The 14928-nt window shown below is 55.1% G+C and carries 13 protein-coding genes; 6 read left to right on the plus strand and 7 right to left on the minus strand.

The window, feature by feature from the left end:
- Positions 1 to 6 precede the first annotated feature (6 nt).
- Positions 7 to 2193, minus strand: coding sequence for a putative bifunctional diguanylate cyclase/phosphodiesterase (locus HNQ72_RS21770; RefSeq protein WP_343061560.1), 2187 nt, complete (start codon positions 2191 to 2193; stop codon positions 7 to 9).
- A 769-nt stretch (positions 2194 to 2962) separates the two neighbouring features.
- Positions 2963 to 3853: a LysR family transcriptional regulator gene (locus tag HNQ72_RS21775; protein ID WP_183995242.1), complete on the minus strand. Its 891-nt coding sequence runs from the start codon at positions 3851 to 3853 to the stop codon at positions 2963 to 2965.
- A gap of 78 nt (positions 3854 to 3931) precedes the next feature.
- Between HNQ72_RS21775 and HNQ72_RS21780 the strand changes: the two genes are divergently transcribed.
- Both HNQ72_RS21780 and HNQ72_RS21785 read left to right on the plus strand, forming a co-directional pair.
- The gene (locus HNQ72_RS21780) at positions 3932 to 4939 is read left to right on the plus strand and encodes an SDR family oxidoreductase (protein ID WP_210319681.1); all 1008 of its coding nucleotides are present in this window, start codon (positions 3932 to 3934) and stop codon (positions 4937 to 4939) included.
- Positions 4940 to 5828: 889 nt separating this feature from the next.
- Positions 5829 to 6251, plus strand: coding sequence for a PAS domain-containing protein (locus HNQ72_RS21785; RefSeq protein WP_183995246.1), 423 nt, complete (start codon positions 5829 to 5831; stop codon positions 6249 to 6251).
- Positions 6252 to 7910: 1659 nt separating this feature from the next.
- Here the strand turns inward: HNQ72_RS21785 and HNQ72_RS21790 are convergent.
- Positions 7911 to 8186 carry a BON domain-containing protein gene (locus tag HNQ72_RS21790; protein ID WP_183995248.1) on the minus strand — a complete coding sequence of 92 codons (276 nt, stop codon included), beginning with the start codon at positions 8184 to 8186 and terminating at the stop codon, positions 7911 to 7913.
- A gap of 203 nt (positions 8187 to 8389) precedes the next feature.
- On the opposite strand from HNQ72_RS21790, the gene HNQ72_RS21795 reads away from it, so the two are divergent.
- From HNQ72_RS21795 to HNQ72_RS21805, 3 genes are all read left to right on the plus strand, one after another.
- Positions 8390 to 9489 (plus strand): IS3 family transposase gene (locus HNQ72_RS21795; RefSeq protein ID WP_183995250.1). Its coding sequence is split into 2 segments (ribosomal slippage): positions 8390 to 8642 and positions 8642 to 9489, totalling 1101 coding nucleotides; the frame shifts between segments, so codons are not numbered across the junction.
- Positions 9490 to 9554: 65 nt separating this feature from the next.
- Positions 9555 to 9815, plus strand: a complete 261-nt coding sequence (locus HNQ72_RS21800; RefSeq protein WP_183995252.1) for a hypothetical protein — start codon at positions 9555 to 9557, stop codon at positions 9813 to 9815.
- A gap of 768 nt (positions 9816 to 10583) precedes the next feature.
- Positions 10584 to 10775, plus strand: coding sequence for a hypothetical protein (locus HNQ72_RS21805; RefSeq protein ID WP_183995254.1), 192 nt, complete (start codon positions 10584 to 10586; stop codon positions 10773 to 10775).
- On the opposite strand, the gene HNQ72_RS21810 is transcribed toward HNQ72_RS21805, so the two are convergent.
- Together HNQ72_RS21810 and HNQ72_RS21815 are read right to left on the minus strand one after the other, a co-directional pair.
- Positions 10769 to 10984 (minus strand): hypothetical protein, encoded by a 216-nt coding sequence (locus HNQ72_RS21810; protein ID WP_183995256.1) that lies wholly within the window; start codon positions 10982 to 10984, stop codon positions 10769 to 10771. The genes HNQ72_RS21805 and HNQ72_RS21810 overlap by 7 nt on opposite strands.
- A gap of 539 nt (positions 10985 to 11523) precedes the next feature.
- Positions 11524 to 11736: a hypothetical protein gene (locus tag HNQ72_RS21815; RefSeq protein ID WP_183995258.1), complete on the minus strand. Its 213-nt coding sequence runs from the start codon at positions 11734 to 11736 to the stop codon at positions 11524 to 11526.
- Between the two features lie 437 nt (positions 11737 to 12173).
- Here HNQ72_RS21815 and HNQ72_RS21820 point away from each other — a divergent pair, with 437 nt between their 5' ends.
- Positions 12174 to 12590 carry a DUF2461 family protein gene (locus HNQ72_RS21820; protein ID WP_280518279.1) on the plus strand — a complete coding sequence of 139 codons (417 nt, stop codon included), beginning with the start codon at positions 12174 to 12176 and terminating at the stop codon, positions 12588 to 12590.
- An 831-nt stretch (positions 12591 to 13421) separates the two neighbouring features.
- Here the strand turns inward: HNQ72_RS21820 and HNQ72_RS31315 are convergent.
- Together HNQ72_RS31315 and HNQ72_RS21830 are read right to left on the minus strand one after the other, a co-directional pair.
- Positions 13422 to 13691: a DUF3253 domain-containing protein gene (locus HNQ72_RS31315; protein WP_183995262.1), complete on the minus strand. Its 270-nt coding sequence runs from the start codon at positions 13689 to 13691 to the stop codon at positions 13422 to 13424.
- Positions 13692 to 13938: 247 nt separating this feature from the next.
- Positions 13939 to 14616 (minus strand): YciE/YciF ferroxidase family protein, encoded by a 678-nt coding sequence (locus HNQ72_RS21830; protein ID WP_183995264.1) that lies wholly within the window; start codon positions 14614 to 14616, stop codon positions 13939 to 13941.
- Positions 14617 to 14928: the final 312 nt, after the last annotated feature.

The following is a 14928-nucleotide window of genomic DNA, read 5'->3' on the forward strand; positions in this document are numbered from 1 at the left end:
TCGGTCTTAGGCGCGCCCGGATTTCGTTTCGGTCGCGCCCAACCTTGCTCGAGAGGCGAAGGCGACGGCCGCGTCACGGGGCAGAGGCCGCGACAGTAGAAAGCCTTGAAGATCGTCACAGCCGAGGCTTTCCAGAGCTGCACGCTGTTCAGCCGTTTCGACGCCTTCCGCAGTTATTTTAAGTCCTTTTGCACGCGCCATATCGATCATGGCTATGACAAGCGCTCGGCTATCGCTGCGATCCATTTCGTCGATGAATGACTTGTCGATCTTTACACGATCAACCTCAATCTTTTGAACCCGGGAGAAGGAAGAGTAGCCGGTCCCGAAGTCGTCGATCGCGAACCGAACACCCGCTGTCCGCAACTTTGCAATCGTTCTTTCGAGGTCGCCAGCATTATCTGTGGCTGCCGTTTCCGTCATCTCGATTTCGAGCCTCTCGGGGCTAATGCGCCACTTATTGAGAGTGGTTAGAACGCGGCGCGCGTAGTCAGTTGAGCCAAGCTCGACCGCGGAGGAGTTGACTGCGATCGTGATGTCTGGAAGTGCAATCATCGTCTTGCACGCGTCGTCGAGAACAAATGCACCGATTTCGCCGATCAGACCGATCTCCTCAGCAAGAGGGATGAACTGGTCGGGACTGATATAACCGAGAGTAGGGTGCTTCCACCGAGCGAGCGCCTCCAGCGAGCAGAGGGTCCCGCCGCTCGTAGAGAAAACGGGTTGGTAGAAAACCTCTAGCTGGCTGCGAGTCGAGACGGCCGACCTGAGGTCATTCTCCAGCCTTCTGCGATTGCGCAGCAATTCGTCCATGTGCTCGCCGAATATCGCGTAGTTGTTTCGGCCCGCAGCTTTGGCGTGATACAGCGCGATATCGGCTTGGCGGGTCAGCTCCAACGGGTCGCACGGCCCGCTTGCGCAGGCTACGCCCACGCTTGCTCCTATTGCGATATGGGCCGTTCCGATCTCAAAGGGCGTCTTCAGGGAGTGCACGAGCTCGTCTGCCAGAGTCGCTGCATTTTGCGCGTCGTCTGCCTGCAGCAGGATTGTGAACTCGTCACCGCCAATTCTCGCGATCAGAGCTTCCGGCAGCAGTTCACGCATGCGAGCTGCGGCCAAGCCAATCAGCTTATCGCCGACAGGATGGCCAAATGTGTCGTTGACGGCCTTGAAGCGATCGAGATCGACGAACAACACGCAGCTAAGATCGGCCTCTGGAACGTCAGCCAGCCGTCGATCAAGTTGCTCACCAAAGTGGGCACGGTTTGCAAGTCCTGTGAGCCCGTCGTGAGAAGCTTGATGCTTTAACTCGGCACGGCTTGCGGCCAATCGCTCCGACCGGCGCCAGATGGCTCCGCCAGCAAGGCTTCCGCCAGCGAATAATGCGACAAACGCGAGCAGCAGCGCAGGGGTGGTCGCCGCAAACACATGATGCCCAGGCCGGAATGGCTTCCACCGGAAGTAACCGAATGTTCTGCCGCCTTTTGCTTTCAAAGGTACGAAAGCGATTGTCCGATCTTGTGGTTCATTTGCGGTGAACTCGAGCTCCGTAAATTCGTATTCCTTTCCTATCTCAGCAGGCAAATCGCCGTCGAGATAGCGGACAGCAATGTGGAGCATCTCTTGTCCCGGGACCTGGTTGATGTCGCCCGTGTCGGACACGATAGGCTTAACACTGACGATTGCCGGCCGAAAACCAACGTAGGAGAGATCGGCCTCGCCGATCGAGAGGATCCGGCCATTCGTGCCTCCAGTGTCTTCTGCAATGAGCCGTGCACGTAGTGCCTCTGCAAGCGGCAGATACGCATTCCGAAGGTCGTCAGGTGAAGGGGAATAATCTGCGTCTGCCGTAAATCGATACAAAGTCGTAAGGTCGGACGTCAGGACAAGCGCCGCATCGTGGCCGAAATAACTGTGCATCCACGAACCAAGGTTGGTTTCAATCCATTCAAGGTTTCCGATTTGCGTGTTCTTGACGGCGTCATCCCAGACAGTAGCGCTCTCCTGGTCATGAGCAATGCCTGCCTTGAGTTTCGCAACGGTCAGTGTGACGAGATCGCGTTGCCTTGACACTGCGACTTCGTCGCTGCGCGCTGCTGCCCAGCTCAGGCTCAGAAAAAGCAAACCGCACAGCAGAAGAGAGGCACAGGCCGGAAGAATCCATCTTAGAACAAACTGGGATTGCAGCTGCATTGTCATTCTGGGGGCACGCCATCTGTATTTGACAGCTCCGTAAAACAGCAGTTGTTAAAACGTCGGCAAGCAAACTGGTTAGAGGCCGGTTAATGGCGGATTGTACGCAACCGTACGGTCTGAGCCAGCAATATGATCTGAGGCTTGCTGTGATCTCAGGTAAGCTTCACGCAAGCCTTGATCCGCAGAAGACGCGGTGTTTAGGCGGGAAACTCCATAACGATCATGAGGATCGGCGATGAACTTTGACATTGGGACCATATTCGACTGGCAGCAGCGAGGAGTGAACGCTCGGGTACTGGGTCTCTCGGCAAGCTGAAACCCTGTCGCCCCTTACGTTGAAAAAGCGAGCTGTCCTCAGGAGAGAAATTGCTGGCTTCAGAAAGCAGAAGTTTGGCTATTCGGCTGGAATATTGAAGATGCTGCGCGAGTGGGGCTCTGACTGTTTTTCGCGGCCAGCACCGCGTGACCAAAAAGTTCGCGTTAATAGCTCCTACGACATTGCCGGCGTATATCGTCGAGCTAGGACCGAGGCGTATTTCAAACATATTCAACGATAGGTTTGGTGACGTTGACGGCAAAGCACGGATCACCGACCCCGAGGTGATTAGATCCACCGCCGGCCCACCGCCCTGACATCACGTGGCTGGCGACTAGGGGACTGAACGGGGCCGTGCTTTGGAAGCCCGCCTTTCGCCGGAGTTCTTCGAGTGAGGTGCTTCATCCAGCAGCAGCACCTCACACAACTTCACACCTATGGGTAACTTCCTTAGGAAAGCGATATTTTCTTCAGCTCCTCGGCGAGCACGTCAAACACGATACGGCAACATGCGCTACCACGCAGATCCTCGTGCATGACGACCCAGGTTTCCAGGTCGACGTTAAACCCGTCAGGAAGCACCCGCACCAGATCAGGATCCGCGGCGGCGATGGGCACTTGGCAGATGCCGATCCCAAAGCCCGCGCGGATCGCCGCTAGCTGCGCGACGTCACTATCGACGCGCAACGCGAAGGCGCTTCGGCTAAGACCGGGGTAGCGCTGCGCGATCTCCCGGATCGCGGGCGTCTCAGTATCGAAACCAATCAGGTCATGGCCCGCCAGCGCCTCCATGCTGTTGGGCACGCCCCGGCGCTCCAGGTATCGGCGATGCGCATGCAAACCGATTGGGATCACGCCGATCCTTTTCGCAACCAAGGCCTGTTGTTCAGGTTGAACCATTCGGATCGCGATATCCGCCTTGCGCTGGAGGAGGTCATCCACGGAATTCGAGAGTGATAGTTCGATCACGATTGAGGGGTAGTGTTCACGTAACCGCGTCAGAATCGAGGGCAGATGTTCGATGCCCACGACTTCGCTCGCGCTGATGCGCACCGTGCCGCTGACTTCACCGGTGCGCCCCTCGGCCATGCGGAGAAGTGCCGCCGACACGGAGGCCAATGATTCCGCGAGCGGCTGTAGCTCCAACGCGGCGTCGGTCGGCGACAGACCGCGCTGGGTGCGGACGAAGAGTGTCGTTCCGAGAGCATGCTCCAGCGCATCGATGTGACGCGCGACGCTTGGCTGCGTCAATCCAAGCGCTCGCGCCGCGCCCGACAGCGACCCATCTCGTAGCACGGCATGAAAGGTTCTATAGAGGTCCCAGCTAGGATCTGAGTTCATATATATCCGTATAGCATATGCAGAAATTTCGGCAATTTCATTAGAGCTGGATTCACTCGATGATCTCCATATCAAACGATGGAGATCGAGATGGAACAGAAGATTGCATTGGTTCTGGGTGCGACAGGCGGCATCGGCGGCGAAGTCGCCGCGCGCCTTTCCGCCTTTGGCTGGCAGGTGCGCGCGCTTAATCGCAAGCCCGAGCGGGCAAAGAATGGTGGTCTGGATTGGATCAAAGGAGACGCACTTGTCGCGAGCGACGTTCTGACTGCTGCACAAGGCGCGTCGCTGATCGTACACGCCGTCAACCCGCCTAGCTATCGGGATTGGGAAAAGCTGGTCCTGCCAATGCTGGAAAACACGATCGCGGCGGCAAAGGCAAACGGTGCGCGGATCCTCCTGCCGGGCACGGTCTATAATTACGGCCCCGACGCCTTTCCCGAGATCACCGAGGACGCACCGCAAAACGCTCTCACTCGGAAAGGGCAGATTCGTGTGGAGATGGAGCGCCGGCTGCAGCAGGCGACCCGGAACAGCGCGGCCAAGGTGCTGATCGTGCGCGCCGGCGATTTCTTCGGCCCGGGGGCCGCGAATAACTGGTTCAGCCAGGGGCTCATCAAACCCGGCGCCCGTCCGAACACGATTACTTATCCCGGCAAACGCGGTGTTGCTCACCAATGGGCCTATATCCCCGACGTTGCTGAGACGATGGTCCGGCTCCTCGAACAGGACGGTCTCGCAGACTTCGCGACCTTCCACATGGACGGGCAATGGGATGCCGACGGCACACGTATGACCGACGCCATCCGCCGTACGCTTGGCTCACCCATTGTGCCCGTCAAGCCTATGCCCTGGTGGCTGATGCGAATTGCCGCGCCGTTGGTGCCGTTGATGAGGGAATTGTACGAGATGAAATATCTCTGGGCGTACCCTATCCGCCTCGTCAATACGAAGCTCGAAGCGGCGATCGGTTCCGAGCCGCGCACGCCGCTCGATGAGGCGGTTAAGACCACGCTGGTGGCGATCGGATGCGTCCAACTGCCCGCCAAGCCAACGCCGCAAGCGCGGGAGCCAGCAATTGCGTGAGCGGTCCGCTCCGGCCTGCGGCCGGGGCGACCTATTCAGTCAAAAAACGGAGGAAGAGAAATGCGCTTACAGGCGAAGAGACTAACTGTTGCAGCGCTCACGCTCGCCACAGCGTTTGCGAGGTGGCTGCTGCGCACGGCCTAAGATCACCACCGGCCCGGGGTGGGGGTTCGAACCCGTTCGACCCCCCTATCTTGGCCTTCGCTCAAATCTAGTTTCAAATCAGCTTTCGGCTTCGGTTGATGAAAGCGCCGGTTTGCATCACTTCTTCCCGGATGAGCCGGATCGTTTCGCCGAACTCCATTTCCCCACGGTGGCGAGATCGATTGCTGGCTTGCCTGAAGAATTCGCTGACGAAGACGCGTTGTTCCGGGGACAATCGTCACCGAGTGCCTGGACGTCAGCCGGAAATTCAACGACTACCGGTTACTCTCGTCAGAGCTATCTGCTGCGCAAGTCTTACGGTGCCCAACTCGAGCCTGACGTTTTGCTTCGCGGACTCGACTGATATGGCGAGATAATGCAGAGGACGGAGCCCGATCTTCGTCGGGTGATGGCACCAGATTTAGGTCGTTTTTCCACCGCTCTAAACGGGCCGCAATAGTCTCATCCATTTCGATACCTTTCAGCATTTCATGCGCAAGTCTTGTTGGCGTGCATCCGGGCCGGTTATCAGGTCTTTTGTATGTTCGAGACAGAATTACTACTCTTAATCGCGTATTATGACAAATTGTCAGTTAAATAGTAGGGCGAGACATTTTTTAAACGATTAGCGTGAGACTACTTGCATTTCTTCCAGCCGGCCTACCTCAGATAGTAATGTGCGCTATCGCGCCCAGCTGCAGGACAGGTGGTCGGAAGAGGAAGCGGCGCTGCCAGGAGGAAGTTCGTGAATTTGGTAGAGCGGGAAAACCAACAACACGCGGAAGATTTTTTGGGGCCCACTGAAGCCGGTATTTTCACATGGGTTGTGGAGAGCAACCTCATTTTTGGAGATACCTTGGTCGCCTCGCTATTTGGGCTCGATCCCAGGCAGACCGTTAGAGGCCTTCCATTCGAATCCTATTTTGCTCGCGTACATGAAGAAGATCGAGCTGAAACCAAGCGTCTGATTAAACAAGCTATCCTCGACGGCCAATCATATCACGCAGAGCACCGGCTGATGGACGCCTCAGGTGCGTATCGCTGGTCGGTTGCTATGGGACGCTGTTTCCAGAACGAGAATTCGATGCCGCTATTTTTCTCTGGCATAGTTTATCCCATCGACCAGTTGGGAGAAGCTAGCCACGAAGCACAGGTCGATGGCTCCTAGACGCCGCCCTGACACCGCTTAACTCCCGTCACCGTTTGCAAACCAGCGGCGGCGATCTCCATGGACCCTTTGCAACGGGAGCCGCTTCCTTTTTCGAAATTTGGAAGGCAGAGATTCACAGAGCTGCCATCCCAGAAGGGTCATGATCGACCACATTGGCCTGAAGTGGAGCCTCGATTTTCGGCAGGTTGAGCGGTATATTACCGCGGATGTCAGAAGAAGAATTTCATCGGCGTTTCGTGCAGGCAGTCGTCACAAATTTCTTCCAGACCGGAAAGCTTCCATTCGGGCGAAACCCCGGCGAGTATGCCGAGGTCGCGGCGAGCTACTGGCTGGAGTACTTGGAGGACGGCAGGCCCCCTGAAGAGTTCGTTGACGAAGACGCGTTGTTCTGGGGGACACAGCCACCCGCTCCGTGACAACTAGTGAACGGAGCCAGCGTGAGTGGTCCGCCAGAACCAGATGCGCCAGCCGATACCCCGATACATTCCGCAAACAGAGTTTGCTTGGAGCATCGCAGCTGCGTCCATCGCCTCCGTATATATATCGATATTATCGGTGATGTACTCGCTCATTGCCGACCACTTGTTGGCGGCTCGTTTGCGAGTGATCGTGTTTCTCCCGGATCGCTATTTGTCGCCACTGCCTCCGCATGCCGTAGTCTCTCGTGCACACTCTGCAAGGTTCGAACAGAAGCGCGATATGCGATCAAGCTCCGTGCATCTTCATCGTCACCCGTGGGGTGAATATCCTCGGCTGTGAGATCGGGCCGGCGGCTCTGTATTTCAGCGATCCCACCTTGATAGATAGCGATTTGCTCTTCAAGAAATTTCTTCATGAAAATTCGATGTTCTTGCCTTCGCTGCCTTAGTGAACGAAGCAGCAGCCGAATGAGCTCCCCGTAGCGCCTGCGCCCACCCTACTGAAAGCCATGCTAGATGGCCTGGGCGGCACATGTCAAATCGCTACCACGAGCGACTGCATCGCGTGGCTTTGAAAGCCCCGCTGCGACTTTGGGATTGCAGCGGGCCGAGGAACCTTCCTAGAGACCGATAGAACAAACCTTTAGCTGGGGAACCGGACGGACCGAGACGGTCCAGTGCCGGCCCAACGCGTACGCCGCTTTTGGACGTAACTAAGAGGAAATTAACTGAGCTGGAAATTCTGCCTTGATTGCTCTGTCTTGTTCGACTCTGCTTAAACTTCCGGGTCGATGTGAAGGTGTGGCTCATGAATGAGTTAGCAGAGCGCCTTGCTCAAAATAAAGAGATTTCCAGTGACCGATTGGTGTCCATCTCAGCCTATCTGAAGGCTAGACTTCGCAAGCAGATAGAAGAGCAGCGTCCAGTAACGTTCGTGGTTTACAGAGACATGAGAATAATCGAGCTGGCCCTTTGTATACGGAACCCCAAAAGACATCATCGCTGGTATCTCTAACCAACCGCTCAGCTCAAACGGCTTAGGATCTTATGGAATGGTTGAAGGTTCGAATCCTAACAAGAGCCGGAATGGGCCATTATGCTCATACCGGCGTCTTCTTGAGAGCGTAGCGCCGCATGCAGCTGTTTCTCAAGCCATATAGGCTGATCATCGAACGGGAGCTTGAAACGAGAAAAGCCCGCTCAATGGCGGGCTTTCGTTTATTCAGGTGGACTTTGATCACGCGTCAGTTTCGCCGACCACGATAATCCGGGACAGGACGCGGTCATAACCGACGATTTCGCGAGCTACCCGAAGAGCACGAGCGTGGTCGCCCACCGAATGGACTACGCCTTCGAGCACGATATAGTCGCCTGTCACATCGACCGACAAATCCTTACCATTGAAATTGGCGAGATAGCTCAATTCGGTTTCGATCGCGGTTTTTTCCATGGAGATACCATGGTCACGGGAGAATTCGAATGTGGAGGAAGGCTGAAGGGTGCTCAGAAACATCTGTCGTATCCTTGAACATGAATGCACGATGAACAAACCGTTGCGCGACGTTTATGTTCCTGTACGCAAGGACTATTTTCTTTCCATTGCCTAAAGTAAACATTCGTGGTGGAGTGCGCTCCTACCGGTTGGAGAAGATGACCTGAGACCCTGAACTTCCTCCAGATTTTGGTAGAGTCCGTCGTATCAAGGAGACGGACGGAATGAAGCATTCACGGTTCACGGACGAGCAGATCATCGGGATATTGAAAGAGCAGGAGAGCGGCATGCGGACGGTCGATGTCTGCCGCAAGCACGGGATATCCGAGGCGACGTTCTACAAATACAAGGCGAAGTTCGGCGGCATGGAGGTGTCCGATGCCCGCAAGCTGAAGGCTTTGGAAGACGAGAACGCCAAGCTGAAGAAGCTGCTGGCCGAGACCATGCTGGACAACGCCATTCTGAAAGATGTTGCTTCAAAAAAGTGGTGACGCCCGATGTGAAGCGGGACGCTGTGGCTCATGTTTGCAAACAACATGGGGTGAGCCAGCGTCGGGCGTGTAAGGTTTTGTCCGTTGATCGGTCGGGTGTGCGATATCGTAGCATTCGACCGGATGACGCTGATATCCGTGAGGCGATGAAGCTGGTGGCGTCCGAACGTCGTCGTTTCGGCTATCGGCGCATTCACGTCATGCTGGGTCGGCAGGGCATCATCATGAACCTGAAGAAACTACGGCGTCTCTATCGCGAAGAGAAGCTGACTGTGCGCAAACGTGGCGGACGCAAACGGGCTTTGGGGACGAGATGCCCTCTGGCGCTGCCGTCTCGTGCCAACGAGCGATGGAGCTTGGATTTCGTCAGCGATGCCTTCACAGATGGTCGTCGCTTTCGGGTCCTGGCCGTCGTCGACGACTTCACCCGCGAATGCCTGGCGCTGGTCGCCGACACGTCGCTCTCAGGCAGGCGACTTGCACGGGAACTCGATGCCGTAATCGCCCAACGAGGCAAGCCGCGAACGATTGTCTCCGATAATGGCACGGAGATGACCAGCATGGCCGTTTTGGAATGGTGCCAAAGCACTCACGTCGAATGGCATTATATCGCACCGGGCAAACCGATGCAGAATGGCTTCGTCGAAAGTTTCAACGGCAGCTTCCGTGACGAATGCCTCAACGAAACACTGTTCTCGTCACTGACGCAGGCCAGAGCCGAAATCACAGCATGGAGGGAAGACTATAATCGAAACAGACCAAACTCTTCATTGGGCAATATCACACCCAGTGAATTCGCAGTGAAAACCGCTATGGAAAAACAGGCCGCATAGGGCCAGATTGAAAACCCAAGACTCTCCTGAAAACTGGAGGGACGATGGGGCTCAGGTCAAAGAGCATGGAACGCTTTGAAGAATTGGTGAAGGCAGTTGTAGTAAGTATGCGTGAGATCACTCCCCGCGAGACTGTTGAGCTTGGAGTGATCCACGGGTTTTGTATCGATGCTGCCGAGACTGAAGCACCTGACCTGATCGCGTTCCTAAGCAGCGTGGCAGGGCTGGAAGCGATTACTGCTCAGTTATCGCGACTACCGCAGTACCTTACCGCGACAGCGGTTGACGGAGCGACATGGCAGTTCGTGCCAATGGTCAAAGCTTAAGGTCACCTGTTCGTAGCCATTCTGAGAGCGCCGATCGCGTTCCAACTTGCGGCCTGCTCCATCGCAGTCGCCATAAAGCTGCGTAATGGCTTTTGGTTGGATGCAGCAAGAGTTTTGACATCGATAATCATTTGGGCAATGGTTTTTCGTTCGGTTCGACGGCATCAGTCAGGCGAGCTTTTCAGCCTTCAGCGTTTCGATCGTCGCGGCATCCCATGACCGGTTGAGATACCAGCCGCAGCCCAATATTAGTACGAGTGCGAGAAGACCGATAATGAGGAGAATGTTGATCTGATTCAGTATCGGGTATTTATCTGACGAATGACAACCTCCACGCTAACGGAAAACCAGTTCTCTGTCTTCGCTCGTAGCGGATCGTGGATTGCAAGCCGCATAAAGCGCTGTGGATCAAGTCTCAGGAACGAGGCGGTCTACGTCGGAAAGGCGAGGGTGCTCCATCGCCGCCTTCGCAATTACTTACGAGGAGCTTTTCGGAATAAGATTAGAGCGCCGCGCGTTGCTTACACCTCACTGGCTGATGGAATGGCCAACTGCCTTGAGATCTGGGTATACGTGAAGGTCATACCGGATGTGGACGACACCGCTCTTTCGCAGCGGAAACATCGCTTATCCGAGACATACATCCGATTTGGTACCGCACCCACCTTTCGAAGGCGATTTCGTCAAAGGGGTGAGAAGTCCGTACGATAGCGTACGGCAACCCTACTGCCTGCGTCGCGTTCCTCACGCGAACGCGGGAGTGGTTAATTGTCAAAGCATATTGATACGAATGAATTGAAGGTCGAAGGCGCTCAACAGGTAATGACGATCAAGGATTTTGCGCTGAAATACAAATTAACCAGCGATGAGCAGCTACGTCTCACCAAGCTTTTCGGGATGTTCGCTACGAAGCAAGAGCTTCTGATGAATGCCCGGCTCAAGTCCCGAATTCGTCACTGACAAAGATGTAAGTCGATCGGCTTCATCATAGCCTTCAGTTCGCAAGAGCCGCGAAAACCCGCCAGCCACAGATTGACCAAATCGCGTGCCAGTTCGTCCAAGCCTGGATCAGGCGCGATGATGCCGCGATCCAAGCGCAGTTCTTCGAGCACGGTCTTCAGTGTGGTAAGATCTCGTGGTTCCAGCGCTTCAAATGCCGTGAAATACATCTGTCGTTCCCATTTTCGCCATAACCTAGCAGAGACGGTGAGGCAGCGAAAAGATGCGAGAAGTTGCAATAGCTTACAGGTGATCCAATTTCACTAAATTGACCGGTTGCGATGAGGGAACATATAAGGAACGTAGTCACTCGATGCGGCTTACCAACATGGAACCGACAGACGCACTCCTTGAGCAACCAGGCTTGCTGAATTCAAAACAGACCAGCCCCTCACAGGTTTGACATCGGCGTCCCATTGATCGGATTACGCTACAGACAAGACCGAATCCTCAACGCACTGTTCTACCTCGAAAGCACGAAACAAATCGAACTGCTGCCAGATAATCGGTAGAGGATCGTCAAGCTGTTGTGACGGATACAACGCATACGCTCAGGACGCCAACCGCGAATACGACAGACATAATCGCCAAGACAAGCCTCCGATAGCTGGTGACAGGCTTTGGCGGCCGTTGAGCTTCAGGTGAATGGCGGCTCGCGAGGTATGGCATATCGTCTCCTTTACAGCAGGGAAACCGATCGGAAGTCAGCTTAGTTCCGCTTGATCCCGCCATACAGGCTCTTTTTAGCGTTGCCCGCTGCCGTCAGGCGATATTTCGAGATGGCAGAAAATTCACCGTCCGTTTTGACCAGACCTTCGTTCTTCGCTTGGATCGCGGTCTTCAAATCGACGCCCTCGGGCAAGCTTTTGAACGCGCGTGGACCAAGAGACATGATGAGGATGCGTAATCGACTGTATGCCATGCTGTATCGCTATGTCTTTTGTGTTCCAGCTACGGCAACCCCCACCGGGATCAGCCGGTGAGGGGAGCAGTACAGAGGACAGCCGACGTCCATGCGAAAGGCGTCGGCTGACTGAGAAACCACGACTTTTAGCAATTTGTTCCGAGCAAAATTTGACAAAAGAAAACCCCGCTGCGTTTACGGGGAGGGAGCGCGCAGCGGGGTCTAGTTTGAACCGCTAGACGAGGGGGAAGCCGTAGCGATAACCCGAAAACGATGCTTCTATTGTTTGGTTCCCACGTGAATGCTGGTGTGAAGATCAGCAATCGACAATTCACTGTTTTTGTTCAGTTCTTCCGCCCGAATAAAATGGTAGACGGTCGTACGGCGGACGCGAACGAGGCGCCCGAAAATGTATTGCCAGACTGCCGATCTCAAAGGGTGTAGGGTTCATCGGTTTGCGAGTTTCACTATCGAAAAACGCTGCCGCGACCTACTTTATGCAGATTTCGCCCGACTGTTCTTATTGTGGAGGCGGCGCGCTGATGCCGCCACCACGCCTCGCTCGCATCTCGAAGCAAACGATCGCAAGCCAGACCGGCAAGTGGCGAGGTATCGTTGAAGGACCGCTCTTTCAGAAATATTTCCCGAACGGTCTGAACGGCGGACATGATGTAAGTGCCAAAGGATATCTCAAAAACCATGACGCTCTCGATCTTCTCAATCTAAAGAATTCCGGCGCATGTCGCAGCGTTTCGAACGAAATGTTGATGTCGACCAGCCTGGTAGAGGAAACAGTAAAGTCCTTCTCAGCCGCCCATGCCCTGGTCGGTTACATCAACCGTGCCACGACGAGGCTCCCTGACGCTGGATGACCATATGGCTCTTCACGCATGCTCATCGAGCCGAAACTTATTTACATGGATCCGACCATTCGTGACCAACCCATGGTCGCGAAGTGCTTGCTTACTTTCTTGACGCTAGGCTCCTAGAGATCGCGAGGTATTGGAAAATTTCGCAACTGGTGGATCCACCGCTCGCGGGAGACTGGCTCAAGGAAAAGCGTGACACGCCTGTAATGGCCGGACAGAAAGGTGTCGCCATGAGGGCGAACGGGCGTTCGGCCGACTTCGGAGCGCCATGATCATCTAAGGGGTGGGCGGTGGCTTGCGCATACTGTTATGCCGGCAGGCGGTAAGGTTATGCCAATCCATGCCTCGGACCTTCTCTATGCGAGCGGTTATTCGGTAAAGGCCCGCTCGCTCGTTCATCACGACTGATTTCCATGTAGGGGTTATTTCTCTGCGCGCAATCAAGACATCCACCGCCTCATGGACGACCGGCATGAATTTCCGCCATTCGAGCGGGCGTTGTGATCCATCGCAAGACTGCGCGCCACTTCGCTCGGACATGTTGTGCGAACGGGCCGGCCTGCGACCAACTTCAAAATCGTCGTTTCAGTATTCTCGATCATAGCGTGGCATCGTGGTCTCAAGCACTGCGATATTAAACAGATATAGCGCTTGCGGCTGAAAGATGCACCAACCTCCTAACTTAGAATAGGTGGGGAAGGCCTGCGTAAGTCCGCGTAACAGCGGTTCAGATGTCATCAAGACCTCAGGACGACATCAATATCTTCAGCCTCCGAGGCCGACCCGGGCCTATTGACGGTGCCATGCAGGAGGCGACCAGAAGGCGGTAGCGAACTAATCCTTCGACTTAGCCATTTTTCCGACCGCACTTATTCGGTAGGGGCCTTCTCGCTTTTTCATCACAACGGATTTCCATGTCAGCATGATCTCTCGCTGCGCAACGAGAATATCCACTGATTCATGCACAATTGGCATGTATTCTCGCCACTCAAGCGGCGAGTTTTGGTCGTTCGCAAGGCTGCGTGCGACTTCGCTCGGGCACGTCGTGCCATTTGGTCTATTTACGACGAAGCTTAAAATCGTTGATATCGCTTGCTCGCTCATAGCTCAGCTTCACTATCTGGGAACGGCCTCAGCTTGATTGCGACGTGGACTCTGCTAAGTACCCGCCGTCCGCCGCGACGAAACCACGATTGTTGCGACTGAGGTCTTTAAGGACTTATCGGTGATAGTTGAAGCAAACTAAGCCGGGCGAGCGCCCGGCATTGATGAAGGGCTTCCTTTCTATCGAATCGACTGAAAATGGCTGGTCCGCTTGCGGCGGGACCAGCCATTTGGTCAAGCAACGTGATTATTCGTCGTCGTATTCGGCTGCGGCAGCGTTAACCGAATCCTCAGCGAGTTCCGTAAGATTGGCGTCGGCAGCTTTTTCCTGCGCGAGTATGTCATCGATGAGTTGCTTGGCTTCATCCATACCAAGAGCGTCGGCAAAAGCACGCATCGAACCGTAACGTGTGATTTCATAGTGTTCGATCGCCTGGCAGCTGAAGATGATCGCGGCGTCCGCAGCGACGCTTGAGCCAAAATCCTCAAGCAGGCTTTCGCTTTCTTCGAGGATGCCGTCGATGGCGTCGCACTTTTCAGCTTTGGCGCGTTTACCGAGAAGCTCGAAAATCGCTTCAAGTTTTTCGATCTGGCTGGCGGTTTCTTCACGATGCGAGGTTAGAGCCTCGACAAGCTCAGGTTGGTCGGCTGCCTTGATCATCTTTGGCAAAGACTTATAGATTTTCTTCTCGGCATAGTAGATATCGCCGAGGGCATGCTCGAACAAGTCAGAGAGGCTCTTGTCGTCCTTTGTGGAGGCCCGTGTCGCTCTGCGAGCGGCGGACTTGGTCGCCACCGCTTGGGCACGCTTCTTGCGCGTATCGCTGTTTGCAGAGGTGCTCTTCGTTCCAGAGGCGCGCGCGATTTTCGCAGCGGCGGTCTTCGAAGCTTTGTCGGTCTTGGCAGACTTTTCGGCAGTAGCCATCGTGATCTCTCCCTTGTGATGCCATCAACTACGCGGGTCAGAACGAGAGCGCTTAGCCAAGGTTCCCAACAATAATCAGCGGGGTACCGTTACGCCACCGTGGCCATCTCGCTCCGTTTGAGAATAAGGATCGGTCAGGTCGGCGGAAGGAACATCTTACCGTCCACGCGAGCGATGGTAGCTCCCCTCCCACTATTTCAAAATGACATCAACGATACTCGAACTGCAGCTCCGTAGCAGTTGCAGCGGTCGTTTCGAGCAAACTCATCCGCGCCCTGCCACGATGCTTGAGATGGGATCCGCGAGATCAGA

This window comes from Aliirhizobium wenxiniae, assembly GCF_014201355.1.
GTDB classification, from domain to species: Bacteria; Pseudomonadota; Alphaproteobacteria; order Rhizobiales; family Rhizobiaceae; genus Neorhizobium; species Neorhizobium wenxiniae.

Coding starts and splice junctions, on each gene's coding strand:
- HNQ72_RS21770 (WP_343061560.1), bottom strand. CDS start 2,193: ATGCAGCTGCAATCCCAGTTTGTTCTAAGATGGATTCTTCCGGCCTGT.
- HNQ72_RS21775 (WP_183995242.1), bottom strand. CDS start 3,853: ATGAACTCAGATCCTAGCTGGGACCTCTATAGAACCTTTCATGCCGTG.
- HNQ72_RS21780 (WP_210319681.1), top strand. CDS start 3,932: ATGGAGATCGAGATGGAACAGAAGATTGCATTGGTTCTGGGTGCGACA.
- HNQ72_RS21790 (WP_183995248.1), bottom strand. CDS start 8,186: ATGTTTCTGAGCACCCTTCAGCCTTCCTCCACATTCGAATTCTCCCGT.
- HNQ72_RS21800 (WP_183995252.1), top strand. CDS start 9,555: ATGGAACGCTTTGAAGAATTGGTGAAGGCAGTTGTAGTAAGTATGCGT.
- HNQ72_RS21810 (WP_183995256.1), bottom strand. CDS start 10,984: ATGTATTTCACGGCATTTGAAGCGCTGGAACCACGAGATCTTACCACA.
- HNQ72_RS21815 (WP_183995258.1), bottom strand. CDS start 11,736: ATGGCATACAGTCGATTACGCATCCTCATCATGTCTCTTGGTCCACGC.
- HNQ72_RS31315 (WP_183995262.1), bottom strand. CDS start 13,691: ATGAGCGAGCAAGCGATATCAACGATTTTAAGCTTCGTCGTAAATAGA.
- HNQ72_RS21830 (WP_183995264.1), bottom strand. CDS start 14,616: ATGGCTACTGCCGAAAAGTCTGCCAAGACCGACAAAGCTTCGAAGACC.